Raw genomic sequence first — 26,290 nt, 5'->3', positions numbered from 1 at the left:
GCGACGTAGAATCTCACACTGATTGTCGCGCGCGTCGCATCCAGATTGTCGCGCCATAAAGCGGAATGACCACAAAGACGGGCCTCACCCATGCAGAACTGAAAACCAAGCAACGCGCGATCCGCGACGGCTTTCCGGAAACGATGGGCCTGCGCGTCCATCGCGCTATCAGCTGGATCGGCCGCGCCGAGGCCTGCGGGACCGACGACGACGCCAAATTCATCTTCCTATGGATCGCGTTCAACGCCGCTTATGCCGACGAGGGCGAATTCCAGACCATCCAGCCGGGCGAGCGCGCCGCCTTCGCCGATTTCTTCGGAAAGTTGATCGCGCTCGACGAGCAGCGCCGCATCTACGGTGCGATCTGGCAGCGCTTTTCGGGACCGGTGCGGCTGCTGATGGAGAACCGCTACGTCTTCAATCCGTTCTGGCAGCACCATAACGGGATTGTCGGCTTCGAGGACTGGGAAGAGCGCTTCAAAGCCTCCTCGCGCGCCTTCGCGCAGGCCATCCAGAGCGGCGACACCAAGCGCGTGCTCAGCTTCGTCTTCGACCGGCTATACGTGCTGCGCAACCAACTCGTTCATGGCGGCTCGACGTGGAACAGCGGCATTAACCGCACCCAGGTCCGCGATGGCGCCGCGATCCTCGGCTTCCTGATGCCGGTCTTCACCGATCTGATGATGGACAATCCCGACAAGGACTGGGGCAAGCCCTTCTATCCGGTCGTTCCCTGAACGTCGACGAGCGATGCAATCTGATTGCTCGCGCTATCGACCCGCAACTCGACTGTCGGCGATTGGGAAAGGAGATAGGTAATCGAATCGCCGAGGCTGAACGGATAGAGCGCACGGTGGGAAGCAAGAGTCGCGACCGGCAACGCGCGATCAGAATACCGCAGACAAGCTTCAGCGATCCAGGCCGCCACCGGCAATGCGCCCAAATCGGTGGGCCTCCCAAGCACGATCCGCTTGCCTTTGTCGGTCCGCACGATTGCCCCCCAGTCCGCCTGAGATTGCAGCACCATATTTGTCATGCGACGGGTGCCCTCTCGTTCGCCATAGATCTCCGCCATGCGCCGATGGACTTCGGCGGAGGTACAATCCCCCTGGAGTGCGGCCAGACGGCCAACAATCTCCGCCACTTTTCCAAAGAACGGATAGGTAGCCAGGGCCATGCCCCACGTGAGCACCGGAACGGAAATATCCGGAGCATCCCGATAGAGCTTTACACCGCGATCGGCGAAACCGATCAGGTCGGGCCGAGGGTCCAACCACAGGCGGTTAAGCACGGTCCTGGTCTTCTTCTTGGCCGCTATGCCGGCGTGCGAGGCATCGAGCATCGCCTCAAGGTCATCAAGCGTGGCTATACCTGCTCTGATGCGGAGGGCAGTAGCGGCCCAATCCAACTGTATGAAACGATCAAATCCAATTTGCGGGGACGGCGAACTCATCAAATCGCTTTCGGCATGTTTATTTTTATAAAAGGAACAATGAGCTCCTCGACTGATATCCCCCCATGCGCGACAATCTGGTCACCTTTCGGAACGAAGGCGCCGCGCGTACCCGCGTATAGCGGCAAGAAGTCCGGCGGTAGGCCGGGACTATCGAACCGGAAGGCATCAATGTCGGCTGGAACCGACGATGCCAAAGTTTCACTGCGATAGGCTCGAACCCTTTCGCCCTTGAGTTCGGAAACCACGCCCTGACTAAGACGACCAATGCCTTCAGCATCGACATTGCCATGGTCGGCAGTGAGGTAAATCACATATCCCTGTTCGGCGAGGAGCAGGAATAGCTTTTCGACGAAACCCGTATCGCACCACGCACCGATCTGTCCGGCGATACCGCGCTTCCCCAACATCGCGCCGTGGACAATCTCATCGATCATATCGACGACGATTCCGGCAACCTTCGTAGCCGGCCGGGAGATGGCTTCCTGCAGTTCAGCCAGTTGCTCGTTGCGCTTCAGACCTTTCTGATAAATGATCTCTGACTTGCGAAGGCCATTCTCCTGCCAGAAGCGGTCCCACAAAGACGGTTCCCGTGCCGTCGTTTCGATCGAGTTCGCAAACTCTCTGGGCTTGAGACCCGAAAATAGGGCCTGCCGTGACACAGAGGTCAACGTTGGCAGCCACGCGAAACACCCACCTTCCTCCGCTGAGAAACCGGGCACGCGTGCGGCCAGATGCTCCCGGATCTGAATCCATTGATCCATGGCCAACCCGTCGAACACCAAGAGAGCCACCCGTTCTTCGCCGGCATTCCGACGTAAGGCCAGATACCGCGGCACGTGATGAACCATCACCGGGCCCTTTGCCGCAGGAAGCGACGGCAGGTCGGCGAAATGCTGGAAAAGCCAATCCTTCAACCGCTCATCCGCATCACGCTGCAAAGTGCGGACTTGCTGCTCTATGGGTTCGGCCACTCCCGCGTTCAGTCCGTTGAAGCGCGAGATCACCTCTCCGAGCCGACGCGCCATTTCCACCCAATCGCGATGCGTTGCCTCAACCGTGGGCAGGTCGGCGGCGATCTTCTGCACACCTGCGGAGACAAGCTTGCTGAGTGCGTGGGGGTCATCAACCAGACCAACTTTGACCCAGTCTGGCAAATCAGCCGTTGAACTCGGTGCACCGACGGGCTGAAGGGCCCCTTCGAGGAACATGGTGTCAATGATGACCCTGACGTCGGGATGTTCAAACGGTACTGAGACGTCCGGCAATGCCTCAACAGTCTCGTCGATCGGGCGGCGATCGCTGCGGATCCCATACTGCGACAAGAAGCGGCCCCAGGCATCCTGCACCGCGCGCACCATATAGCTCTTGGACGAGAGCAGCTCCGCGATAGGCAGGTCGCCAAGGCGGGAGTCCTTCAAGATCCCCTCAACATGCCTAGCGAGTAGTTCCGGCAGCCCTGCGCCGCGGTAATGGAGCCGCAAAACCTCTCGCCAGAAGTCCTCGGGCCTGCTGAGCAGGTAAGGGCTGATGCGGAAGATATGGGTCAGGATGAAGTCCTTGGTCGCTCCTTCTCCCAGCGGCTGAGTGGCGTGTCTGTTGTGTGCCAGAAACAGGGTTTCATGGTGCTCGGAGTCCATTTGCCGGATGACGCCATAGCTCAACCTCGGAAACAGGTCGGCTAGGCTCAGGCTGACCTTGCGGCCCATCCGGACGTAGTCCCAGGGCAGCGCGTTCAGATCGGTTCCACGCAATTGCAGAATAAGCGCGTGTGCCGGTCCTTCTTCGCCCCGGTCCCAAGCGGCTCGATAACGCTCCTCATATTCCGTCCTGAAAGCGATGGAATCTTCGAATGGCAGAACCTCGAAGCCCCGATCCCGAAGTTCGTGGAGAATGCGCTCATCGAGCAGAAGATCGTCAGGATCGCAGGCAATCCAGAAGCGAGAAAGATCGGCAGGAAACTCCTGCAGGATGCGATCGGTCCAGGCGCTCATGATGCAGCCGGTCCTGGTCCGCCGACACGCAACAGGAGAACGGCATTCAGATCGGGCGTGTAGGCCTCGGCGGCATCGAGCTGCGCCATGCGGGTATCATGATCGGCCCGCAGACGCTTGCGGCGGTAGTCCCGGACTGTCTGGAGCCCGACCCGGCCAATGGCCTGGTGCCGCACGTCGTATGCGTATTTGGCACGTTCGCGTTCTTCCTGGATTCTGGCCCCGTGTTCCGCCACCAGATCCGCAAAGATACGCTCACCTTGGGCGAGCGCGGCATTCTTCGAGCGATCAAAGCAGCCATTTGCATCTGCGGCGGTGACGGCTCCGACGCTCTCGACCCGTTCCGTCAGAAGGAGATCCCAGATCCGCTTCGCTGTCGGCAGGAAGGTCCGCCCTTCGTCGCTCACGAAGACGGACAGGAAACGCCGGCGGCTGAAATCATCGGCGGACAGGCTGATCTCCCAGAGCGACCATACGCCCCGGACGCCCTCCGGAAGACCGGCAATCCGAACGGCAGGAAGCGGTTGACCCGAAACGCAACGCGGCAGATCGCTGATCACTGCCCGAGCGCGAGGATCTTCAAGCGTCACCCACTCGACGTCGGGCCGCTCCTCGGCTGTCCTCGCGTCGAAGCAAACCTTGGCCGACTCGCTGCCGTCTACCCAGCGCACCCGCCAAACATCGGCTTCCTTGACGGCGTCCCCGCCGCGCGCGGGTAGTCCGGTCGTGATCGCCCGCTCTAGCCAGAACTGTGCCGGGTGGTCCCTCCATTTGCGCGCATCGTCCGCATCAAGCTGGTGCTCATCGGACAGGAGTTCGCTGCTCTTCTTGCTTTCAGCGATGGTCGACCGAAGCTGTGACACAACCGCGTCGCACTCGCTTTCGATGGCGTCTGGATTCTGGAGCCCCTGGACAAAGAGCTCATCGAACAGCGGCTCTGCTTCGACCGAGTCCATTACGTCGGCAGCCTTATCCACGCCGAACTCTTCGGCAATGATCGCGAGCTTCGTCTCCAAAACCTCGCGCACGCGATGCTCGACTGTGTCCTCCAGGACGAAGTTGATTGCGCGCACGACGTGCGGCTGCCCGATACGGTCGACGCGACCGATGCGCTGTTCGACCCGCATAGGGTTCCACGGCATGTCGAAGTTTACGATGACGTGGCAGAATTGGAGGTTCAAACCCTCGCCACCAGCGTCCGTCGAGATCAGAATGCGGATATCGCGGGCGAATGACTGCTGCGCCCGGGTTCGGGCTTCGAGATCCATGCTCCCGTTCAATGTGGCGACAGAAAAGCCGCGGCTTTCGAGGAAATCCGCAAGCATGGCCTGTGTAGGCACGAACTCGGTGAAGACCAGCACCTTCAGCTCAGGATCGTTCTCTTCCTGCTGAAGCTTGTAGATCAGTTCAAGGAGCGCCTCAGCCTTGGCGTCCGTCCCCTGTGCCTCCGTGGCGCGGGCCAGGTCGAGCAGCGTGTCGACCTCGGCCTTTTCCATCTCCCAGCCCTTGGCCTGGATGGCGAAATCCACCTGGGTCTGCCCGTCCAACTCAGCCCACTCGTCAACGTCGGCTGTCTCGAACAAGGATGATTGAAGCTGCGGCTGGTCCAGCAAGGCTTGACGTTTTTCGAGTGTCGCTCGGATGGCAGCCGTGCTCGATGTCACGAGCCGTTGCATCAGGATCATCAGGAATCCGATGTGCCGCTGCTTCGCCGCCATGGCCTGGTTGTAGCCATGCCGGACGTATTCGGTGACAGCCTCGTAGAGCTTCTGCTGGCTCGCATGACGGTCCTGCCAAGCCACCGGATGGAGGCGGGTCATGCGCGGTTTGAAGAGCGGCTTGCCCTCGGCATCGATGGCGACGCGCTTCTCCGTGCGCACGACGAAGGGGCCCACCCGCTCGCTGGACACGCTGCTCTCGTCCGGGAAGGAGTCCCGGTCGAGCAGCTGCATCAGCCGATGGAACTGATCTGTTTTGCCCTGGTGCGGGGTTGCGGACAGCAGAAGCAGGTACGGTGCTGCTTCCGCCAGCGCCGCGCCCAGCTTGTAGCGCGCGACCTGATCCGTGCTGCCACCCATGCGATGGGCTTCGTCGATGATGACCAGATCCCAGGATGCCGAAATCAGATCTTCGAAACGCTCCCGGTTATAGGTGCTGAGCTGTTCAAGGCTCCAGCCGCGGCGACCTTCGAGCGGTTTCACCGAGTCAAGCGAGCAGATCACCTGATCATGCAGCCGCCAGAGGTTCTCCTCGTCGCTTCGCCATTGGCGGAAGGCTGAAAGTTCAGCGGGTTCGATAAACTGGAAGTTCTCGCCGAAATGCAGCCGCATCTCGGCCTGCCATTGCCGGACCAGCCCCTTCGGCGCCACGACGAGAATCCGCTTCGCCATGCCGCGCAGCTTCAGCTCGCGCAGAATGAGACCGGCTTCGATGGTCTTCCCCAGACCTACCTCATCCGCCAACAGATAGCGGATGCGGTCCCGGCTCATGGCGCGGTTGAGCGCGTAGAGCTGGTGCGGCAGCGGCACGACGCTCGACTGGATCGGCGCCAGCAGGAGGTTGTCCTCCAGCGCGTCGAGAAGCTTTGCCGCCGCGGCGGTGTGCAGGATCTGATCGACCGTCGGCTGGACCGCGTCGAGCGGACTCAGATCGCGCGAGCGGGCGCGGACGACAGCGTCCTTGCCGGGCAGCCAGACCCGATAGGCGGTCTCGCCCCAGATCTCCTCCCGGTCAACGACACGGCAGGGTGCGGCATGCCTCTCATGCCAGCACCACGCGCCGATGCCATGTCCGCTGTCCGCATGCGTCACGCATCAGCCTCCATGCGGGTGAGCGCCTGGTCGTACCAGAGGAGCAGCTTCTCATCCTCCTGCAACGCCTCCTCGGGGATCTTCTGGGCGATGCCGATGATGGTCTTGTAGTCCTTAGCGCCCCACGCGGCCTTGAAGCCCGCACGAAGCACCTCGAGCCGAAACTCCTTGAGCTTTCGGCCGGGCGCAGACTTGTAGCTCTCGAATTCCTTTAGCAGCGACCGCTCGCGTTTTTGCTCCAGATCCTTCGCCTTGCTCGGATCGGGGACGTACCAACGGTCCTTCGCCTTGGCCTTCAGCCGCGGGTCTTCCTTCTCCAGACCGCGCAGATCCTTGAAGTTTGTCGACAGGTAGCTGTGGATCTGGCTCGGTACATCGCTGTTCCCGTCGTAGCGGAGGAAGTTGTCGGCGAGCAGCGCCAAGAGTTCCGGCTTCTCTTCGTGCTTCCGCCAGCCAGCACCAAGCTGGGTCGTGAACTCCGGATGCACCTCCTGATAAGACGAAGGACGCTTGCGGAGGAAGTCCGTAAGCCAGTCGATCGCCGAGCGTTCGTCCGAAACGAAGAGCTCCATCTGCGGCGCCTGAGCGACCTGGGCCCGCTTGCGATCGTATTCGGTGACCTGCTCAGGCAGGAACACCATGCCGTCGCGCTCAGGGTAGCGATTGCGCAGCCCATCAAGGAACTCTTCGGTCGAAAGCGGTACTGGGAAGTCATGGCGCACGAACCAAGCGACCATCCTGTCGTAGATGCGACGAGCGTCCCGCTCTACGACAACTTCCAGCAAACCATTTCTTTGCTTGGAAACAGGAAGTTGCCGCAGGTGGGTCTGGACAAAATCCCACGCAGACTCTGGTGCGGCACCCCTCTCCGATAACCGCTGCTCCAATCCTCCATTCGGTTTGTAGACGGATATAACCAAATCCTGCTTAACGGCGTTTGGCGACATTGCCTGTTGAAAGGTCAAATGAACCTTGTCGAGGGTAGACACTTCCGCGACAACAAAGCCAACCTGCTGTAGTGAAACTTGAATTGAATTCCAAACCGATGCGCGGCTGTTCGAAAAGACGACAGTCATCCACCTCCCGGGCTTCAGAACTCTATAGAATTCTGCAAAGCACCCCTGCATCAACCTCTGATACTCTGGAATGCCCTTACCTTTCACGCGATCTACGATCGCCTCACGAGATGGATCAGTTATCACTCCATGCCAGGATTCAGTCAGGTAATTGAGATCAGAGTAATAGATGTTCTCTCCGAATGGAGGATCAGTAAAAATGTAGTCGATTGTTTCACCGGGAATGCCACTGATATTCGTGGCGCTCGACGTCGTCACAAAGACATTTTTTCCCCATGCTCTTCCTTTTCCCCAAGACGTCTTCTCCATTCTCTTGATGCGGTTAATGCTTCCGCGCAGAAGATCGATTACATTAGCTTCCGCCACAAGTGACGATACATAGAAAACGCCCGTGAGCGGCGAGTTTCCGAAGGACGACGCTGGGCGATATCTATTTAAAATCGATGCGTTGACGAACTGGTGCTGGGCAATAATTGTGAGAGCTTTTCTTATGTCTGCATTGTTTATCTCTCGAACTTTTGCAAAAAAGGCCGACAGTACCTGCAGTGAGCGCGGCAAAAATAGGTCATGAATGTTCTGAACCTTGGTTGTCCGCATCCTGCCTACCCGGGTCATTTGCATGTCGGGAAACTCAATCGTGGGTGCGTTGGTGGGAAATGGAAGATCAGCCACACGCTTGATGATGTCTAAATCATCTATGTTGAGCTGCCGCTCGGATTTCTTCTTTGCGCTCGTGTAATTTATCAAAACGGGGCGTCGCTTTGGGCGCTGCTTTTCCTGTTTCGTCCCAGGGTCGCGAATTGTCTCGAAAGCGAGCTCCAAGTCGCGCTTTCCCAAGTCAGCGCTACAGTGGGGGCAAATAATTGAGTCTTTGACACGCCCGGACTCATCCAGTGCGTGATCGTGAAATACGATCTCACCGGCGCACTCAGGGCAGTGAAACACTTCAGACCAAACCGTGAAGTTGATCTTTCCAGTTCGCGAACCGTCCTGAACTGAGTACATCCAGCCGTACTCAGTCTCCAGCTCTAAAAATATTCGATTTGCCTCATGAAGAAATGCTTCAATGTCGAGGGTGTGGTTGTAATTGTCTGCAATAAATGTTGCGACTGGAGATATGTCGGAAAGAATTGTCGGCCTCGCGCCCCACTTGGGTGCCGCCATTCCAGAGGCTTTCCATTCGCTTTCGATCTTTGCCTTATACTGTGAAGGTGCAACTGCACACCATTGGGCCGCTACACCCGTCATCCCGGAGCCGGCGAACCCATCGAGAACAACATCGCCAGGCTCGGTGTAGTGTAGAATAGACGGAACTATTGCCAGGTGCGGAACTTTGGTGTGATACGAATGCGCCTTGTAGACCGGGTCACTTTTCCCAACGGAAACGTCAACAGCCATCGGTTCGCGGGCGTACTCTTTGGTCGGGTCGTAAGCCTGTCCGTAATGCTGAACGAAATCGGTCAACCACGGGTTCGGGCACGCCGTGTAGTAGGGCGGGTCCGACATCGCAAGGATCGCGTCATCCGCTCCTTGCGGAAATCCTTCCTGGCTTCGGAAAGCCGGATCCTTCAGCCTCTCCGCCAAAAGCCCCAAGAAGTGCTCCCGCCGCGCCTCCTCGCTCGGAAAAGTTATGCCTAGGCATTCCACTTCGCCTGGCTGCTTCGTTCCGGATTTTTGGTTCAGAAGGTCGTTCATTGGTGTCACCTTTACGCAGCGTCTAGCTTCGCGCGAATGCTGGGATATGAGTACGGTGTGTCGGTCTTGCCGCCATGCTGAGCGGTCATCTCGTCCACGAAGCGCTGCCAGTGGTCTCGCGATGTCGGCAAGGCCGCTGAGGCCAGCTTGAACACCTCCAGCAGGACATCCGCCGTCCCCGAAGCGTAGGAAATCTGGCTGTTGCCGAGCACCGCATCGAGCAAACGGCCGATGTCATCCGCCCCAAAATGCGGAGCGAGAGGGATCACAACCGTCTGTCCAAGCCTCTCCGCGTCGCGATAGCTGCCGGCGGTTGCGTAGATATCGATACCGAACGGCACGAACTCCCGGCAGGGATTGTCGGACAGGAGCTGTATGCGCTCGGGCGCCGCAAAGCTCGTGAACTTTGCCAACAGCGTGTCGGCCAGCTCAGGAATCGCGAACGCATCGAAGACCAGATGCTCCTTCAAGTCCTCGATCGAACACTCCTCGATGAGGCGTACAAGACGCAGCTTGACGGGATCGGTTAGCCAGCCCCAAAGCTGCGGCTCGGCGCCGATGAAGGTGCAGATATTCAGAAGCCGACCGTCACCCACGCCATCAAAGAATTGGCCGACAAACGGTCGGGCGATCTCTTCGAAAATTCGCGTCTTCTTCACGGCGACCTCGCTAAGCGTCCATGCAAGTTGTCGCTTCTTTCTGAGCAGTTCCTCTTCACCTTCCAGGAACGGCGCCTTGAGCAGAACCTTGATCAGGTTCGCCACCAAGGCATCTTTGGAGCGGTTCAGGTATTTGGCCGATACGAATGTCCTGATGCCGTCCTCGGTCGACGGAAACGATGGACTGAGGACATCTGCCTTGAAGCGGTTGAGTGCGCTCTTTCCTTGAAGCGGCGCGTGAATCAGTAGGCACTGCAGGGCGTGAACAAGATGCGATCGGACGAGGTCAGGAGAGGGCTGAAATAACTCATCCTCGGTGATGAAGGCCGGGTGGGCGCAAAGGTGGCGGTCTTCTTGGATCCGCCGGAGCGTTTCAAACTCATGGGGTGTGACGAGCTGCAGATCGTCCTTGGCCGTATCGAGTAGCTCACGCTCCAGTGCCTGCATCTGCACGATATTCTTGTGCTCGATCGCATTGTCGAGCTTCCCAATGAACGCAATGGAAGCCGCGTCTCCCTGACTAGCCAGTTCCCGAGCCTTGGAGAACACATCGTGCACGACCGCGATCCAGACGGACATGATTGCGGAGCGCAGAGCTCCTCCGCGATATGCAGTGATAGCTTCCTCGACCAGTCGGCGAGACTCCCGGTCCCGAACCGCTAGCGCGAGAACATCAATGTCCGTGACAGCTTGGATGGACATGGACATCACTCCACCACGAAGCGCAGCTTGGTGGTGTCCTTGCCCTTGCAGCGGTCGTTCAGGAAGGATTCGAAGCGCTTGCGCAGGTCCTCTGGCGTCGCCGGGGAGCCGCCTTGCAGGAGCGCCTGTCTGATGTCCGCGCTGCTGACGTTGATCTTTTCCAGCCCAGACAGCGCCTCCTGAACAGCGGCGACAAACTCGGGCGTGACCGGATCCGGCAGGCTCTTGGACGATATGAAGCCATCGACCAGGCCGCGAGCGGCTGGCTTCAGGAGATCGAAGTTCTCCTGGATGATCGGGTCGTCGAGGTTGTCGAGCAGGGTCTGCGTCCAGCCATCGATCAGCCGGTCGAGCTCGTCATCGAGCTGCTTCAGGACGTTCGCAGCCGGAAGCAGGTCGCCTTGCTCGTTCGCCGGCCGGAAGCCGCAGTGCGGGCAGACGGGGCTGGCCGAAAGCTCAGATTCGACGAGCGATGCGCAGCTCTTCAACTTGTCCAGCTTCTCCTCGAAGCTCGTCAGCTGGCTGGTCGGCATCAGCGAAATGCCAGCCAACGCCCGCATGGCGATCAGCCGCGGATCCTTGCGCAGCGCGGATTTCGTCTTCTCTTCCGAGACCCCAAGCCGCGCCTTGCTGTGCAGTCCGACATAGGCGGTGATGTAATCCTTCTTCAGCTTGGCCAGCGTCTGCCGGTACTCGGCCGCATGCTGTGCGGTCCTATCTGCCGCGAGCTTGTCGAGGACCTGCTTCCGAGCTTCCTGCGCCTGGCGCACCCAAGCATGGTCTGCCGACAGAACCATCTCGGCCTGCGACAGATAGCTGGCCGTGGTACCGAGCTCGGCGACCAACTCCAGCATCCCCTCGACAGCCTGCAGAACCTCGAGGTTCTTTTTCTGGGCCGCGATATCGTCAGAGCCGATGCGAAGGTTCTTGAGCTTCCCAACCGTGTTGTAGGGGGCCAGGCTCTCCGAGAAGGCCTTGAGCGCATCGAGCTTGGTGCGCCAGTCCCGGATCTCTTCTTCCCGCAGCAACGGCTGACCCCAGAAGCTCAGCCGACCAGACATGTCCGTGGCGGCGCTGAGCACGCGCCGCGTCAGCTTCCCGACCTCCTCCTGGAGCAGTTTGACCGGCTCGTCCGAGCCCTGTGTTGCCTGCTGAGCGAGCCCGGGCGGCAAGCCCAACATCTCGAACAGTGAGCGGAGAACGGCGACGTTGATCTCCTTCGGCGCCTCGACGTGCTTGAACTGCTTCAGCTCGTCGAGCGGCCTTTCCGCGAGAAGCGTGATCTTGCCGGAATCAATCTTGTCGCCGGTGATCGCCAGGACGATGTCGCCGGCATAGACCAGCCCACCCAGAACGGTGACCAGCAGATCGGGCTCCAGGCGGAACTTGATCGGCGCGAAATACTCGACGTCGGCGTCGCCGCTGACCAGCTCGCCACGATTCAGCACCTGGCCATGGCCTTTCGCCTTCAGCCGAGCGAGGACATCCTGTGCATAGCGAGACCGTGTGGGGTCGATGCGATCGCCGTCCAGCATCTCCAGGCCGTCGAGGATGACTACGGCGTCCTTGGTCCGGTTTCCGCCTGCCAGCGCGCGCAGGGCGTTGCCGACAAGCTGCTTCCGGTTCGCCTCGGTGACGAGCGCGGAGAACGTCGGGTATTCAGGCGCCACCTCGGCAAACTGGTTGTTCAGCGCGAGACCGGAGATGACGTTGACGACGTCGCGGAAGTTGATCCGCTCTTCCGGGCCAAGACGGGCCTTGTCGCGCAACGAGACGCCCTTGGTCCACTCCTGCAAGGTCTTGCTCTTGCCCTGATAGGTGACCTCGTAGGCCGTCATCTGCTTTTCCTGCAGCCACTTGCTCATGTCGCGCAGGGCATCTTTGGCCTTGTCGAGGTAGATGGATTTTGCGCCGCCGCTGGCGGTTGATGCGAGATCCTGAGCGGCGGCATAGAAGGAGAGATGACGCCGGATCGCATCATCGAGCCCTTTGAGCCGGAAGAAGACCTCGTCAGCCTTGTGGTCGTCCCGGAACCGTGGCGGCTCGAATGGCTGAATAAAATAGATATAGAAGTCGCGTTCCGGCTGGGCCGTTGGGCGGTCATTGGGCGCGCCGAAGAAGAGGTACCCGCTGCGCTCCACGCGGTGATCCTGCCACTCAACCTGATACTGCCAGATCTGATGACCGGTGACGTAGGTTGTGTCGTCAGTGCGCTCCATCAGCTGGCGGACCGCGCTGTAGTACGCACGATCGAGCGCATCATCCGACAGGGCTTCGGCGCGCTTCTCGATCTGGGCGTCATAGTCGACGTCCTTCTTCAGATCGAGGTAGTACTGTTCAGTGTCCGGCGCTTTGGAAATAAACTGGCCGTTGACGGTCTTCAGTGTCTCCCGCAGGACGGTCTGGACGAGCGAAAGCAGATCCGCTTCCGGCTCTCCGCCCATCTCTTCGATGCCCGGCTGAAACAGGCAGAGCGTGTCGCGGAGTTCCTCAGCAGTCGGGCCTACGGGCACATAGATGTCGCCGCCCGTCGTCAAGCGGTGCACCGAGAGTCCGTCAATGATGCGGAGCGCCATCGGTCTGTATGCCGGACGGGTGAAAGCCTTTCTTACGCGCTCTGACAGAACCTCGGAGACCTTGAGCACCGGCCCGATGTTCGGGTCTGCCCGCAGCACGGAGTTTGACGTAACCGTTTCCCAGAATTTGTCGTAACCGATCAGCCCCGGTCGATCATCAGGCACCTCATCGGTGAGAATGGCCTGAATCTGATCGCGGAGCGTAACCAGCGCACCACGCTTCTCGGTGAACACCAGTCGCTCGAAGGTTCCGATGTAATCGGGATGTACCGGGAACAATCGGACGTACTCATCCATGCGCTCATTCATCGAGCCATAGAATTTCGCAAATGGCGTAAGGTATGTGCGAATATTGTTCTGCTGATCTGCCGTCTTTTTCAGGAGGCGCTCCGCCACTACGAAGCTGACGTCCTGGCGGGCAAGCAGGATCTGCGTGAAGCGATCCTTCACACGGCGAAGGCTGTCGGCGACATGCTGGAAGCGGCTGCTGTCAAAGATCGCTTCCTGGACGCCCGCGACGAACCGGAAGCGGAGGTGCTTTGTGACCTCGCCGATCTCACGCAGGAACGACAGGTCGAGAACCAGATCGTGATCCTTGCGTGACCGCAGGTATTCGAGGAACTCATCGACGACGAGGAGCACGCCATGATTGGGATGGACCTCAGCGAACGCCGCCATCATCTCCTCGAAGGCCGCCTTGTTGTTGATGACCTTATCCGCCGAGGGAAAGGAAAAGCTGACGCCGTGCTTTTCGAGAAACACCTCAAGCTGTTGGGTGATGATGTCCCGAAGGGACATCTGGCTGGATATCTCGATCCGGTGAACTTTGAATTTTCCCGCGATGGCGCCCGCAGCCTCGGCCACCTTGGGATGGCGGATCATCGAGACATATTCGGCATCTTCAGCAACCAGGGAGAGCACCGACATCAGGTGCGACTTACCGGTTCCGTAGTTGCCGACAACCAGTACGCCCTTGTGGTCAACCGCCTCGTCGAACGAGAGCTGGGGGATCATCTGCTTGGCGATCCGTTCGGCCATGTCGTCGGAAATGACGTAGGTCGACACCAGCTTCCTGGCTTCGCCCGGGCGATTGGCGTCCAAAAGCTGAATGACGGACTCGATCGGCTCAAATTGAATGAGATCGCCATAACGCATCGGCATCCCGTGTTCCCCCTTCAACGAATTTCGAATGGGACCAGGCCGTCGATGCCATAGTCCTGATGTTCTGGATGTCCTGTCGTGGCGTAGGAGAGCCGGTCTTCCCGGAGCTCTCCTGGCCACACCGCGATGACGCGACGCGCGTGAGCGTGCCGCTTCAATATATCGAGCGGGCTGAGCTGCAGCGTTCGATCGAACAGGACCTCGATATTATCGACGAGCAAAAGCCCATTGCTGGCAAAGTGATCGGCAAGGTTTTTTAGCAGATCGGCTGCGTGCAAATGTCTTCGCGTACTCGGCACTACCAGCAATTCACGAGAAAGAGCGGCTCCGATGTTCAGCACGGACACTCGCCTGCGCGCGGATAGCTGCATGAGCAGACTGCTCTTTCCGGATCGAGGCGGACCGATCAGGAGTGCCAATTTGCTGTTCAGACTCGCGATATCGTCGACGAGGCGATCCAGTTTCTCAATCATGGTCAGCCCTCCATCCTCGTCTCGAAGGTCTGAGCCTGCGCGATCACGCCGAGTATGGCGCCGTTGAGCAGTACAACCTGCTGATCCTGAGGCCGTCTTGCAGTAGGGTCAGTATCCAGACCCAGGCGCTTGAGCGCGTAATAGAGAAGCGCCTTCCGGACCGGGATCTTGGCTTTCCCGCCGCGCATTCCGTAGTCGAGAGCGACAACCCTCTGCTGCGTATCGGACAGCTCTGGATGCGGCCCGATCTCCAGCGTGATTTCCTCGTTCCAATCGGTATCGCCACCTGGCTCAACTTCACTGGGCTTGAAACCACGCACGTCGACAATCCGAGCAAGGAGGAAATCCTTGTAGGTTTGGTCGATGCAGCAGAAGGCCCGAGCATGCCACCGAAAGCCGTCGAAGCCGATGGCGTGCGGCGCGATCCAGCGCCAGCGGGGTTCCGGCCGCGAAAGCGACTGATATTTGATCTCGATGGCGAGGTTGTCGCGAATGGCGCCGAGCACGGTCCGCAGCGTTTCGTTCGTGACATCCCGCGCGGGAACAGGTGGGCCGCTAAAGGGCGGGAAATGTGCGATCCATGATGCTGCGGCAGGCAATATACCTTCGGCAACAGATCGAAGCTGCGTGAGATAATGGGCGGCGTCAGGTTTTAAAAAGCAGGGCTGGAACGTCTCGCTCGCCACGTACCGTTTGGCGCTTTTGTCGTAGACGGCATTGTGTGGGGCGCGTTCCTGATAAAGCGTCAGATCTTTCGATGCTTGCGGCACCGAGACGTCGAAGGCCTCGACGATATCGGATCGGTTGACCCCGCCTTCCCAATAAAGACGAAACTCAATGAATTCGAGCCGGCGCTCTACGCCCCATTTCAGCACCGTTTTGCCCCCCGGCATCGCAAGCATCCCAAAGTCGATAGCAACAAAGACCCGATGGGAATATCGACGTGACCCGTTGAGTTACTATCCCCATCTGAGGGGCAGGTCAATCTACGAGGGATGGCGAATGTCGGCGGCCGGTTCAGGTCGCGGGGATCAGGACGTGGTTGCGGAGCCCCTTCTGGCCCGGGCAAAGCCGCGATCCGTGGCAATGAACCGCTCGAGCATCGGCACGATCAGCTTCACCGGATCGGGCGCGGCTTGACCGCTCTCACGGGCCAGCACTTCGGCATAAGCGGCCAGATCCCGATGGAGCGGCCCGGGCAGCGCCACTGTCACCTTAACGGGTTTGTCCTCGACGATGGGACCCAGTTTCAACTTCGCCATGATCAGCTCCTGTAGGGCTCGAGCACGAGGTCGCGGGTGACGATTACCCGAACCGGAAAACCCGGCCGGATGGTGAGCGTTGGCTCGACCTGCAACTGCCGCTGGATGATCTGCTGCCCGGCCTGATTGATGGTGCCCTGCGCGCCGTCACGGATGGCGCGGATCAGCCGGTCCTCGTCGCTGGTCGCGAGTTCGGCTCCAATGCCGAGCAATGTCGAGAGCCCGGCGGCCTTCATCAGATCCCACCAATGATAGTCGACGCCGTCTTCAAGTCCGGCATAGCCCGAAGCGTCCGCGCCAGGCTGGCGCTCCAGCACGATCGAATGGCCATTGGGGAAGATCAGCCTTTTCCACACCAGCAGCACGCGCCGCTGACCGAAAGTCACGCCGTCATCGTATTCGCCGATGATGCGGGTGCCCTGCGGGATCAGTAGCAGGCTACCGGTCGGGCTGTCATAGACGTTCTGGGTCACCTGGGCGGTGATCTGTCCTGGCAGATCGGAACGAATACCAGTGATCATCGCCGCCGGGATCACCGCTCCCGCCTGAAGGATGTAGGGCGATGCAGGTGCCATGACGCGATCGAGGGCGACTGTCTGCCGATCGACGGGACCATTCAGGAAAGCGGTGTGTCTGTCCTGTGCGGCAGGCAGGCCCCCAAGATCGAGGCCGGCAAGGCTGGATACAGCCGCACTCGGTGTGGCTCCAGTTGCAGGAGCGGTCTGAAAGAACACACGACTGGTGCGAGCGGCTTCCTCTTCGGCCAAACGGCGCTGCTCCTCGGGATCGACGGCCGGCGCAGTGATTGCGGGCGGCGCGACCGGCTGCCCCCGGTTCTGAGCATCGAGGATCGGACCGCCCAGATCGCCCGGCAAGGGCGGTCCAAGAACCGGGCCGGTATAGTCGCGCGGCAGTTCGGATAGCCCGTCTGCCGTCGGACGGTTCTCGACAGAATAGAGCTCGTCGCCTCCAGGCTCGGCATCGCGCGTCTGCAGCGCGTAGATGAGCGCACCGCCAATGCCGAGAAGTGCGAAACCGCCGATAGCGGCGAGCATCTTGCGGGACAGGCGGGTGACCCGGGGCGGCTCCGCGCGCAGCCGCATTGGAGCTGCGGCGTCCTTGGGAGTAGTGGCTTCCGTCATGACGGGGCGCCTCCGGTCGCAGAAGAGGACGAGGCCGCAGCTTGTCTTTGCTCGATGCGGACGATTCGGACCGTCTGCTGGCGATCACCGCTGCCAAGGCGAAGCTCGGCCGCACCAAACAGGTGATCGACGATCAGGATATTGTGGTGGACGCGGCTGTTGACGATCTGCGGCTCGCCATCGGCCCCAAGAACAAAGATCGGCGGCATCTCACCCTGCACGATGCCGCGTGGGAAAACGACATAGACGCGGCGGCCATCATCGAAGACCGAGATAGGACGCCATGGCGGGCTGTCGCCGGTCAGGCCGTAGCGGTAGTTGCGCGCCGCTTCCTTGGGGATGACCGGCGCGACAGGCGCAGTTTGGCGCTGCCCGGGTGGTGGCGCCGGATAGGCCCAGGCAACCGCCGGCATATAGAGCGCCTCGCGAGCCCGCAGTTCGATCATATAGGTGCGCCGGTCGGTGGTGATGACAAGATTGGTCGAAATCTCCGGCCGCGTCGGCTTGACCAGAATATGCACCTGCGCGGCATTGCCCGACCCGCTTATCGTATCGCCGATAATCCAGCGGGCGGTGTCACCCGCTGCAATCGGCCCCGCGCCGGTCAGGCTTTCGCCTGGTTCGAGCGCGATATCGGTGATCTGCCCCGGTGCGGCATAGACCTGGTAGAGCGCGCCCTGCGACCAGGGGTAGATCTGGATGGCATTGTAATAGCCCGCGCGGCGCGGCTCGACGCGCGCGGCAGCGTTGGCGTTTTCAACGCGGCCGGCCGCGGTGCTCGCAGGTTCTCCGCCGCGCGCAACGGTCCAGCCAGGGGGCGTGTGCAGCGGTCGCGGCCGATCATCGGTGACGGAGGCCTGGACTGCCGGCAGCGGCGGCACGTCAGCGTCGTAGCTGAACTGCGGCGTTCGGTTTGTGGCACAGCCCGCGAGCAGGGTCGCGCCGAGCAGCAAGGCCGCCGATACGGGTTTACGGAAAGCCGGACTTGCGGATGTACGGATGGCGGAGATCATTGGCTCATCTCCCGCGACCAGCTGATGGCGTTGACATAGATGCCAAGCGGATTGGCGCGCAGGCGTTCGGCATCGCGCGGTGTCTGGATTACGATGGTGAGGATCGCGGTCCATCTCTCGGTGGTGGAGAGCTGGCCATTTTCATAATGCCGCTCGATCCAGGCGACGCGGAAGGAATCCGGTGAGGCCCGGATAACCGAGGACACCTCAACGGCGATCTGCTGGCGCCCGACACGAGCGAACGGATCGTTGGCGCGGGCATAATCGTTCAAGGCCGCCGCCCCCCGATCGGTCGTCCATTCATAGGCGCGCAGCCAGTTCTGCCGCACGATGATCGGATCGGCCGGAATTGAGCGCACCTGTTCGATGAAGCGGCCAAGGTGCCAGGCGATTTGCGGATCGGTCGGCCGATAGTCGGCCGTGGCCGGCGCGACCGCTTGCGCCTGGCCGAGATTATCGACCTGTACCACCCAGGGCATCACCGTCCCTCGCGCCGATTGCCAGACGAGAGCCGCGGCAAATCCGGCGCTAAGGATCAGCGAGCCGAATGCCATATAGCGCCAGTTGCGCGCCTGGACGCGGGCCGTACCGATGCGCTCGTCCCAGACCTGGGCGGCCTTCTGATAGGGTGTCTCAGGCTCGGGGGATTTGCCGTAATGGGCGGCCGGGCGTTTAAACAAGCTCATGATCGGTCACTTTCGGAGACGGAGACGGAAGAGCCGCCGCCATGGCTGTCGCCGGAGCGGACGGCATGGGCGGTCATGGTGGTGCCGTGGCTGAGCGCCTGCCGCCGCTGCATCCGCCGCGCCCAGGCGGGCGGGCCACCGGCCGGCGGGGACGATCCTGGCGCCTCTGAAGTGACACTCGCACCACCATGACCGCCCGTGGAGGATGAGCCTCCGGTCAGACCGAGGCCGGCACGCGCACCGTCGGAGAAGCTGGACTTCACGCTTTGCGAAGCCCTGGAGACGGCGTTTTTCAACGGCGATATAGCGGCCGACCCCGCTGCCCGGGCGACACCGCCAACACCGGACGCCACCCCGGCCGCACCAGTCTGACCGAACGAGCCAAGGCTATAGGCGGATGTGGCAGCGCCGGCGGCGGCCGCACCGCCCCGGACAGCGGCAGCTCCTCCCGAAAGCGCAGCTAGGCCGCCTTTCGCCGCCATGCCTGTGGCAGCGCCTCCGGCGACCATCATGCCGCCGGCGGCAAGGCCGGTGCCGACCGCCGATCCTGCTCCCAGTTGCGGCCCGCCCGAAACCAGCCCGGACGCAATGCCTGGCCCGAAAATGCCGAGCCCGAGCAGTGACAGCGCCGCCAGGACGATCGCCATGGCATCGTCAATGGTCGGCATGGCGCCGCCAAAGCCTGCGGTGAACTGGCCGAACAGGGTCGAGCCAATGCCGATGATGACGGCAAGCACCAGCACCTTGATACCCGAGGAAACGACATTGCCGAGCACACGCTCGGCCATGAAGGCCGTCTTGCCGAAGAGTCCGAAGGGAATCAGAACGAAGCCGGCGAGGGTCGTCAGCTTGAACTCGATCAGCGTAACGAAGAGCTGGACGGCGAGAATGAAGAAGGCGAGCAGCACCAGCGCCCAGGCGAAAAACAGGCAGGCAATCTGGATGAAGTTCTCGAAGAAGGACCAGTAACCCATCAAGCCGGAGATGGATTCGAGCAGCGGGCGGCCCGCGTCGAGACCGGTCTGCGCCACACGGCCGGGCCGCATGAGATCGGCGGCGGAAAAGCCGGTGCCCGAGGCTTGCAACCCGAGCCCGGCAAAGCTCTCGAAAATGATCTTCGCCAGGTTGTTCCAGTTGCCGATGAGATAGGCGAAGACGCCGACGAACAGCGTTTTCTTGACGAGGCGCGCGATGATGTCGTCATCGGCGCCCCAGCTCCAGAACAGGGCCGCCAGCGTCACATCGATGACGATCAGGGTGGTGGCGATGAAAGCGACCTCGCCGCCAAGCAGACCGAAACCGGAATCGATGTAGCTGGTGAAGACCCCCAGGAAATTGTCGATGACGCCGGTTCCGCCCATGGGTCGCTATCTCTCGCCCGGTTGCGGCGCGGCGGGCGCAGGCGTGTTGCCCAAAAAGCGGTCGCGGGATTCCGCCCAGGCCGACAGGCAATCGGCATCACGGGTGGCGGCTTCGCCAAGTCCCTGACAGCGGCGGAGCATGGCCTGCAAAGGGTCCGCCGTGGGCTGAAGCTGCGGCGCGGTCCTGACGCGTGCGGTATCCTCCTGCCGCGTCAGCTCGATCACGGTAGCCGTAATAGCAATGGCGACGAATATCACCGCGCCAAGCCGGACCAGCATTTTGCTGTCCATGGCCACCCCTCCCCAGCGTCTTAATTGCCGCTGCCGAACATTTGCGCATTGCCGGGCTGATAACCCGAACCTGGCGTGAGGAAGCGCTCGCGCTGGACACGTCCCTGCTCGGCGGCGGTGGCGCGCTCGGCCTCGATCAGCGCTTCGGACCGGCCATTGGCCGATAACAGCGCGACCAGGTCGGAAAGCTGCTGCGACTGCAGCGCGAGAAGCTGATTGCCGGCCTGCGTTGCCTGTAGCGCTCCGCTGGCATTCTGGCTCTGACCAACCAAGGTGGCCATTTCGGCGCGGTTGGTGTCGATATTGCCGACCACGCCGGCCTGAACGCGCATCGCGTCCTGCAGGCCGCCCACGGTGTTTCCCCAGCGCGTGCGCGCATCCGCGATCAGCTGCTGATCGGTGGCAGAGAGCGAGATCTGGCCGTATTGCTGCTCGAACGCCTGATCGATCTGGCCGACCTCGAACGCGATGTTCTGCGCTTGGCCCAGAAGCTGCTGGGTGCGCTGCACGTTTTGCTGAAGGTGCTGGAGCGCGGAATATGGCAGGCTGGCGAGGTTGCGGGCCTGATTGATGAGCATCTGCGCTTCGTTCTGAAGGGAGGTGATCTGATTGTTGATCTGCTCGAGCGTACGCGCGGCGGTCAGAACGTTCTGCGCATAATTCGTCGGGTCATAGACGATGCGCCCGAACCCGAACTGGGCATGAGCCGGGCTCGATGCGATGGGCACAAGCGCGACCGGCACGGCGAGCGCAAACGCAACGGTCGACCTCCTGGCGAAACGGGCAATGGGGATACGGATCATGGGTGGGTCTCCTTTTCTGGCGCGCCAGCGAGCGCGGCGGGCTCCGTCAATTCCGGCGGGTCGGCGAGATTGGTGAGATCGGGGATGAGGTCAGCGGCCCAATCGACGCCGCGATGACGCAGCCACGCCTCAAGAAAGGCTTCGCTTCCATGCTCGGCATGGATGCCCGCGATGGCGGTCTGATCAGATTTGGAGGATGCAGCGCAGAGCGCGAGCCCGACCTCGCTCAGACCCAGCTCGAACAGCCGATTGCCGCGCCGCGACTGGCAATAGTAGTCCCGCTTGGGGGTAGCCCGCGCCAGGATCTCGATCTGCCGGTCGTTCAATCCAAAGCGGCGATAGATCGCGGTAATCTGCGGCTCGATCGCGCGCTCATTGGGCAAGAGCAGCCGCGTCGGACAGCTTTCGATGATGGCCGGGGCGATGGCGCTACCGTCAATGTCCGATAGCGACTGCGTGGCGAAGATGACCGAGGCGTTCTTTTTCCTCAGCGTCTTCAGCCATTCGCGCAGCTGGCCGGCAAACCCCTCATCGTCCAGTGCCAGCCAACCCTCATCGATGATGAGCAGTGTCGGGCGGCCATCGAGCCGGTCGCCGATGCGGTGGAAGAGGTACGACAATACGGCCGGCGCCGCTCCCGTGCCGACCAGACCCTCAATCTCGAAGGCCTGGGCGTCGGCTGAGCCGAGATGTTCGGTTTCAGCATCGAGCAATCGCCCATAGGGACCGCTCACGCAGTAGGGCCGCAGCGCCTGTTTGAGATCACTGGACTGCAGCAGCACCGCGAGCCCGGTGATGGTGCGTTCCTCGATGGGCGCCGAGGCGAGCGAGGTCAGCGCCGTCCAGATATGCTCCTTCACCTCAGGCGTGATGGCGATGCCTTCGCGCAGCAGGATCGCACCGATCCAGTCGGCGGCCCAGGAGCGTTCGTGCGGCTCGTCGATGCGGGCGAGCGGTTGCAGCGAGACCGAAGCATCCGACCCCTCGGTCAGCCCGCCGCCGAGATCATGCCAATCGCCGCCCATTGCGAGCGCGGCGGCGCGGATCGAACCGCCGAAGTCGAAGGCGAAAATCTGGCTGCGCGCGTAGCGCCGGAACTGCAGCGCCATCAGCGCCAGCAATACGGACTTTCCCGCGCCGGTCGGGCCGACGACCAGGGTATGGCCCACATCGCCGATATGAAGGGAAAGCCGGAACGGCGTCGATCCCTCTGTCTTGCCGTAAAGCAAGGGGGGCGCTGCGAGATGTTCGTTCCGTTCCGGCCCCGCCCACACGGCCGACAGCGGGATCATGTGGGCAAGATTGAGCGTCGATATCGGTGGCTGCCGGACATTGGCGTATGCATGTCCGGGCAAGCTTCCGAGCCAGGCATCGACCGCATTGACGGTCTCGGTCATGGTATTGAAGTCGCGACCCTGAATGACCTTCTCGACCAATCGCAGCTTTTCGTCGGCGATGCGCGGATCGGCATCCCAGACCGCGACACTGGCCGTGACATAGGCCATGCCGGCGGTATCGGCGCCGAGTTCCTGCAAGGCCAGGTCGGCATCGGCGGCCTTGTTGGCAGCATCGGTATCCACCAGAGCCGACGCCTCGTTGGTCATCACTTCCTTGAGGATCGCGGCGATGGATTTGCGTTTGGCAAACCACTGGCGGCGGATCCTGGTCAGCAGCCGCGTCGCCTCAAGCTTGTCGAGCAGGATGGCGCGGGTGCTCCAGCGATAGGGAAACGCCAGCCGGTTCATTTCATCGAGAAGACCCGGGGTTGTTGCGCTCGGAAATCCGATGATGGTGAGGACCCGCAGATGCTGGTCACCCAAACGCGGCTCCAGCCCTCCTGCGAGAGGCTGATCCGCGAGAAGCGCGTCGAGATAGATCGGCGTCTCGGGCACGCGCACGCGGTGGCGGCTCGTCGAAACGGTCGAGTGAAGGAAGGTCAGCGTCTCGGCGTCATCGAGCCAGCGGCACTCGGGCATGAACCCGTCGAGCAGCGCCAGTATCCGGTCGGTGCGATCGATGAAGCCGCGCAGCAATTCGTGAGGATTTACACCAGACTGCTCGCGTCCCTCGTAGAGCCAGGTTTCAGCGCGAGCGGCGTCTTCCGCCGGCGGCAGCCAGAGGAAGGTCAGAAAGTAGCTGGACACGAAGTGCGCCCCGGCTTCCTCGAACCCGGCCTTTCGCTCGGCGTCGACCAAGGCAGACGCGGCATCGGGAAAGAGACTTTCAGGATAGGTCGCGGCTTCGAAGCGCTGCGCTTCGACGAATATGCTCCAGCCCGAACCCAGTCGGCGGAAGGCATTATTGATGCGAGCGGCGACCGCGACCAGTTCGGCCGCCACGGCCGAATCCAGATCAGGGCCGCGGAACTTTGCGCTGCGCTGAAACGAACCATCCTTGTTCAGCACCACGCCGGGAGCGGCCAATGCCGCCCAGGGCAGATAGTCGGCCAGTCTGGCGTTGCGGCTACGATATTCGGCGAGGTTCATCATGCCTCCGCCCTCACACCGCCAGAAAGGGTGGGATGCGCAGATGGCGCCGACCGACTTCCACGAAAAGCGCGTCGCGCTTGGCCGCCCAGACCGCGGCGAAATGTCCGATTGCCCAGATAGCAAGACCGACCAGCCAGAGGCGCAGACCGAGACCGACCGCTCCGGCAAGCGTGCCGTTCATGATGGCGATCGAACGCGGCGCACCGCCGAGCAGGATATGTTCGGTCAGGGCGCGATGGACCGGGACCATGAAGCCCGGCACCTCGCCAAGCTGTTCGAGACCCACCGCCATCAGATCAGCGCCCCGCCGCCGAATGAGAAGAAGCTGAGGAAGAAGGAACTGGCGGCAAAGGCGATCGACAGGCCGAAAACGATCTGGATCAGCCGCCGAAAGCCGCCCGCCGTATCACCGAAGGCCAGGGTGAGACCGGTAACGATGATGATGATCACCGCGATGATCTTGGCGACCGGACCTTCGATCGATTCCAGAATGCTCTGAAGCGGCGCTTCCCAGGGCATCGATGAACCGGAAGCATGGGCTGCAGGCGCCATCATCATGCTGAGCACGATGACGGAGCCGGCAAGCGACAAATGGCGACGAAGGGTGCGCAAGGCATGGGTCATGCTTGGGGCTCCTCAAGGATTTCGGGATGGGCGGCGGAAGGCTCGCAGGCCGGCACGACGCGATAGTCCCCGTCCGGGCCGAGGCCCTCGATGCGCGAGAGTTCCGCGAGGCGGCGCGCTGAGCCACGGCCAGACAGGACCGCGACAAGGTCGATGGTTTCGGCGATCAGCGCACGCGGAACGGTGACCACCGCCTCCTGGATTAGCTGCTCCATGCGCCGCAGCGCGCCGATGGCGCTTCCGGCATGGATGGTACCAACGCCACCGGGATGGCCCGTACCCCAGGCCTTGAGCAGTTCGAGCGCTTCGGCGCCGCGCACCTCGCCAACGGGGATCCGGTCAGGCCGCAGACGCAACGATGAGCGCACCAGATCGGACAGCGAAGCGACACCGTCCTTGGTGCGCATGGCGACAAGATTGGGCGCGGCACATTGCAGCTCGCGCGTATCTTCGATGATCACAACGCGATCCGACGTCCGCGCCATTTCAGCGAGCAGCGCATTGGTCAGCGTCGTTTTGCCGGTCGAGGTGCCGCCTGCGACGAGGATATTGGCCCGGTCCGCAACGCCGAGGCGCAGCGCTTCGGCCTGGCGCGCCGACATGATCTCGGCAGCGACGTAATCATCGAGGGTGAACACAGCGACAGCAGGCTTGCGAATGGCGAAAGCTGGCGCCGTCACTACCGGCGGCAGCAGACCTTCAAAGCGCTCGCCGCTATCGGGCAGCTCGGCCGAGACTCGCGGCGCCCCGGCATGAACTTCCGCGCCGACATGATGGGCGACCAGGCGGATGATGCGTTCGCCATCGGCGGGCGAAAGATGCTCTTTGGTGTCGGCAAGACCTTCGGAGAGACGATCGACCCAGATGCGGCCATCCGGGTTCAGCATGACCTCGACGACGCCGGGATCATCGAGAAGCCGGGTGATGGTGCCCCCGAGCGCGGTGCGCAGCATGCGCGAGCTGCGCGCGCGTCCTTCGCTACTGTGGTGAGAGGCCGCCATTGTGTCCCCGCTCTGGCCGGAGACAAGACGATCCTGTCCCGACGGGGACGATTAAAAGAACCCGAAACAGGGCCGATTCAACACCTGCTTGACGGCGTCGTAGCCTGGCGTGCAAATACAGGAAAAAGCGTAGGGTGCGGTCTGCTGGATCCTGCAGGTACAAGCGTTGGAGGCCGCAGACAAAACGCAGGCCGATTGCGTTCGAGGCACTCTTCAGCCTCTGGATTTTCAGTCCCTAGGGGGAAGACACCACTAGGACCAAAGATGTCCCCTTTCGGCTTCCGCTGTTTCGCTATCCGATTGTATGTTCTCACCATTTGCATGCTACCATATGTGGCTTGGCGTGGCGCAGATCCATTACGTGAATAATATAGTTGGCGTCGGACTACACTTTCGGTGGCCGGGTCCAGCCTTCGTTGATTTTCTCAAGTACCTTTTCCAGCCAGTTTTCATACCAGTACCAAGTGTTCGCTACCTTCACGCCATAGCCCTTGCCGGCGTTGCGAGCGTCGAGCTGCTGCGAGAGCTTCGTGTGATCGTACATATTGAATCCGGCGTGCCCTGCCGCCTGCACCTTCGCGACGATTTCGCTAGGTAGGAATTTTGGACGCTCGATCTCCTTCAACAAAACGCGCTCGACGGCCTCTGCTTCCGGTGAGCCGGGCTTGATGAATTCAATCGCGAGATCCGCTTTGCTGGGCTTGCTCGCGAGCTTCGGGACGAAGGCGACGCGGAAGCGGAACTTTGGGTCTTTCTGCTCTTCCTCAGAGAGGGCCGCATGAAACCCGTCCATGGCGGTCGCGATATGGCCCGGCAGGTCGGTGGCGATCAGACTCTGTCGCTGCACACCGTCGAACGTCACGAACTGTAATGCGATCGGCATCCGCTTCTCCAAGGCAAACTCGCGTCCGAACAGCTCCTTGATGGTGTCATTGAAGTTGATGCAGCATGCCTGCAGCTTCGTAACCGCTGTCCTGCTCCCACCTTCTGCGTTGATTGCTGATGTAGGAAGATCGACT

At 61.3% G+C, this 26,290-nt stretch carries 21 protein-coding genes; 1 reads left to right on the top strand and 20 read right to left on the bottom strand.

Annotated features, from left to right (window positions below; translation table 11 throughout):
- The first annotated feature begins 143 nt into the window (after positions 1–143).
- On the top strand, positions 144–737 hold the full coding sequence (locus tag IE243_RS18880) for a HEPN domain-containing protein (RefSeq protein ID WP_191320924.1): 594 nt from the start codon (positions 144–146) through the stop codon (positions 735–737).
- On the opposite strand, the gene IE243_RS18875 is transcribed toward IE243_RS18880, so the two are convergent.
- From IE243_RS18875 to IE243_RS18780, 20 genes are all read right to left on the bottom strand, one after another.
- Complete coding sequence (locus IE243_RS18875; RefSeq protein ID WP_191320923.1) at positions 719–1,453, bottom strand: hypothetical protein; 735 nt, start codon at positions 1,451–1,453, stop codon at positions 719–721. The two genes, IE243_RS18880 and IE243_RS18875, sit on opposite strands and share 19 nt — an antisense overlap.
- Positions 1,453–3,447 carry a BREX-3 system phosphatase PglZ gene (gene pglZ / locus IE243_RS18870; RefSeq protein ID WP_191320922.1) on the bottom strand — a complete coding sequence of 665 codons (1,995 nt, stop codon included), beginning with the start codon at positions 3,445–3,447 and terminating at the stop codon, positions 1,453–1,455. Before pglZ ends, IE243_RS18875 begins: the two co-directional genes overlap by 1 nt.
- Positions 3,444–6,257, bottom strand: coding sequence for a DEAD/DEAH box helicase (locus IE243_RS18865; protein WP_191320921.1), 2,814 nt, complete (start codon positions 6,255–6,257; stop codon positions 3,444–3,446). The genes pglZ and IE243_RS18865 overlap by 4 nt, the downstream gene beginning before the upstream one ends.
- Positions 6,254–9,028 (bottom strand): DNA methyltransferase, encoded by a 2,775-nt coding sequence (locus tag IE243_RS18860; protein WP_191320920.1) that lies wholly within the window; start codon positions 9,026–9,028, stop codon positions 6,254–6,256. The genes IE243_RS18865 and IE243_RS18860 overlap by 4 nt, the downstream gene beginning before the upstream one ends.
- Positions 9,029–9,039: 11 nt before the next feature.
- The gene (locus tag IE243_RS18855; RefSeq protein WP_191320919.1) at positions 9,040–10,389 is read right to left on the bottom strand and encodes a hypothetical protein; all 1,350 of its coding nucleotides are present in this window, start codon (positions 10,387–10,389) and stop codon (positions 9,040–9,042) included.
- A 5-nt stretch (positions 10,390–10,394) separates the two neighbouring features.
- Positions 10,395–14,126 carry a DUF6079 family protein gene (locus tag IE243_RS18850; protein WP_244643259.1) on the bottom strand — a complete coding sequence of 1,244 codons (3,732 nt, stop codon included), beginning with the start codon at positions 14,124–14,126 and terminating at the stop codon, positions 10,395–10,397.
- A 14-nt stretch (positions 14,127–14,140) separates the two neighbouring features.
- Positions 14,141–14,599: a BREX-3 system P-loop-containing protein BrxF gene (gene brxF / locus IE243_RS18845; RefSeq protein WP_191320918.1), complete on the bottom strand. Its 459-nt coding sequence runs from the start codon at positions 14,597–14,599 to the stop codon at positions 14,141–14,143.
- Between the two features lie 2 nt (positions 14,600–14,601).
- Positions 14,602–15,492 (bottom strand): WYL domain-containing protein, encoded by an 891-nt coding sequence (locus IE243_RS18840; RefSeq protein ID WP_191320917.1) that lies wholly within the window; start codon positions 15,490–15,492, stop codon positions 14,602–14,604.
- Between the two features lie 138 nt (positions 15,493–15,630).
- Complete coding sequence (locus IE243_RS18835) at positions 15,631–15,861, bottom strand: DUF2274 domain-containing protein (RefSeq protein WP_191320916.1); 231 nt, start codon at positions 15,859–15,861, stop codon at positions 15,631–15,633.
- Between the two features lie 2 nt (positions 15,862–15,863).
- Positions 15,864–17,003: a TraB/TrbI/VirB10 family type IV secretion system protein gene (locus IE243_RS18830; protein WP_210319910.1), complete on the bottom strand. Its 1,140-nt coding sequence runs from the start codon at positions 17,001–17,003 to the stop codon at positions 15,864–15,866.
- On the bottom strand, positions 17,000–18,016 hold the full coding sequence (gene trbG / locus IE243_RS18825; protein WP_191320915.1) for a P-type conjugative transfer protein TrbG: 1,017 nt from the start codon (positions 18,014–18,016) through the stop codon (positions 17,000–17,002). The genes IE243_RS18830 and trbG overlap by 4 nt, the downstream gene beginning before the upstream one ends.
- Complete coding sequence (gene trbF, locus IE243_RS18820) at positions 18,013–18,702, bottom strand: conjugal transfer protein TrbF (RefSeq protein WP_191320914.1); 690 nt, start codon at positions 18,700–18,702, stop codon at positions 18,013–18,015. The genes trbG and trbF overlap by 4 nt, the downstream gene beginning before the upstream one ends.
- Positions 18,699–20,063 (bottom strand): P-type conjugative transfer protein TrbL, encoded by a 1,365-nt coding sequence (trbL, locus tag IE243_RS18815; RefSeq protein ID WP_191320913.1) that lies wholly within the window; start codon positions 20,061–20,063, stop codon positions 18,699–18,701. Before trbL ends, trbF begins: the two co-directional genes overlap by 4 nt.
- A 6-nt stretch (positions 20,064–20,069) precedes the next feature.
- Complete coding sequence (gene trbK-alt / locus IE243_RS18810) at positions 20,070–20,354, bottom strand: putative entry exclusion protein TrbK-alt (RefSeq protein ID WP_191320912.1); 285 nt, start codon at positions 20,352–20,354, stop codon at positions 20,070–20,072.
- Between the two features lie 20 nt (positions 20,355–20,374).
- Positions 20,375–21,157: a P-type conjugative transfer protein TrbJ gene (gene trbJ / locus IE243_RS18805; protein WP_191320911.1), complete on the bottom strand. Its 783-nt coding sequence runs from the start codon at positions 21,155–21,157 to the stop codon at positions 20,375–20,377.
- Positions 21,154–23,646 (bottom strand): conjugal transfer protein TrbE, encoded by a 2,493-nt coding sequence (trbE, locus tag IE243_RS18800; protein WP_191320910.1) that lies wholly within the window; start codon positions 23,644–23,646, stop codon positions 21,154–21,156. Before trbE ends, trbJ begins: the two co-directional genes overlap by 4 nt.
- A gap of 10 nt (positions 23,647–23,656) precedes the next feature.
- Entirely contained in the window at positions 23,657–23,938 is a 282-nt protein-coding gene (locus IE243_RS18795; protein ID WP_191320909.1) for a VirB3 family type IV secretion system protein, read from the bottom strand.
- Positions 23,938–24,270, bottom strand: a complete 333-nt coding sequence (locus tag IE243_RS18790; protein WP_191320908.1) for a TrbC/VirB2 family type IV secretion system protein — start codon at positions 24,268–24,270, stop codon at positions 23,938–23,940. Before IE243_RS18790 ends, IE243_RS18795 begins: the two co-directional genes overlap by 1 nt.
- Complete coding sequence (gene trbB / locus IE243_RS18785) at positions 24,267–25,271, bottom strand: P-type conjugative transfer ATPase TrbB (protein WP_191320907.1); 1,005 nt, start codon at positions 25,269–25,271, stop codon at positions 24,267–24,269. The genes IE243_RS18790 and trbB overlap by 4 nt, the downstream gene beginning before the upstream one ends.
- A 385-nt stretch (positions 25,272–25,656) precedes the next feature.
- Positions 25,657–26,290: DUF3644 domain-containing protein (locus tag IE243_RS18780; RefSeq protein ID WP_373301721.1), on the bottom strand; the 634-nt coding region annotated here is incomplete at its 5' end.

Source organism: Camelimonas fluminis, assembly GCF_014656355.1.
Taxonomy (GTDB): domain Bacteria; phylum Pseudomonadota; class Alphaproteobacteria; order Rhizobiales; family Beijerinckiaceae; genus Camelimonas; species Camelimonas fluminis.
This window is presented reverse-complemented; position numbering and strand designations above follow the sequence as displayed.

Coding starts and splice junctions, on each gene's coding strand:
- trbF (WP_191320914.1), bottom strand. CDS start 18,702: ATGAGCTTGTTTAAACGCCCGGCCGCCCATTACGGCAAATCCCCCGAG.
- trbK-alt (WP_191320912.1), bottom strand. CDS start 20,354: ATGGACAGCAAAATGCTGGTCCGGCTTGGCGCGGTGATATTCGTCGCC.
- trbB (WP_191320907.1), bottom strand. CDS start 25,271: ATGGCGGCCTCTCACCACAGTAGCGAAGGACGCGCGCGCAGCTCGCGC.
- IE243_RS18855 (WP_191320919.1), bottom strand. CDS start 10,389: ATGTCCATCCAAGCTGTCACGGACATTGATGTTCTCGCGCTAGCGGTT.
- trbE (WP_191320910.1), bottom strand. CDS start 23,646: ATGATGAACCTCGCCGAATATCGTAGCCGCAACGCCAGACTGGCCGAC.
- IE243_RS18880 (WP_191320924.1), top strand. CDS start 144: ATGGGCCTGCGCGTCCATCGCGCTATCAGCTGGATCGGCCGCGCCGAG.
- brxF (WP_191320918.1), bottom strand. CDS start 14,599: ATGATTGAGAAACTGGATCGCCTCGTCGACGATATCGCGAGTCTGAAC.
- trbL (WP_191320913.1), bottom strand. CDS start 20,063: ATGGGCGGAACCGGCGTCATCGACAATTTCCTGGGGGTCTTCACCAGC.
- IE243_RS18835 (WP_191320916.1), bottom strand. CDS start 15,861: ATGGCGAAGTTGAAACTGGGTCCCATCGTCGAGGACAAACCCGTTAAG.
- pglZ (WP_191320922.1), bottom strand. CDS start 3,447: ATGAGCGCCTGGACCGATCGCATCCTGCAGGAGTTTCCTGCCGATCTT.
- IE243_RS18850 (WP_244643259.1), bottom strand. CDS start 14,126: ATGCCGATGCGTTATGGCGATCTCATTCAATTTGAGCCGATCGAGTCC.
- trbJ (WP_191320911.1), bottom strand. CDS start 21,157: ATGATCCGTATCCCCATTGCCCGTTTCGCCAGGAGGTCGACCGTTGCG.
- trbG (WP_191320915.1), bottom strand. CDS start 18,016: ATGATCTCCGCCATCCGTACATCCGCAAGTCCGGCTTTCCGTAAACCC.
- IE243_RS18790 (WP_191320908.1), bottom strand. CDS start 24,270: ATGACCCATGCCTTGCGCACCCTTCGTCGCCATTTGTCGCTTGCCGGC.
- IE243_RS18830 (WP_210319910.1), bottom strand. CDS start 17,003: ATGACGGAAGCCACTACTCCCAAGGACGCCGCAGCTCCAATGCGGCTG.
- IE243_RS18860 (WP_191320920.1), bottom strand. CDS start 9,028: ATGAACGACCTTCTGAACCAAAAATCCGGAACGAAGCAGCCAGGCGAA.
- IE243_RS18795 (WP_191320909.1), bottom strand. CDS start 23,938: ATGGCGGTGGGTCTCGAACAGCTTGGCGAGGTGCCGGGCTTCATGGTC.
- IE243_RS18840 (WP_191320917.1), bottom strand. CDS start 15,492: ATGCCGGGGGGCAAAACGGTGCTGAAATGGGGCGTAGAGCGCCGGCTC.
- IE243_RS18875 (WP_191320923.1), bottom strand. CDS start 1,453: ATGAGTTCGCCGTCCCCGCAAATTGGATTTGATCGTTTCATACAGTTG.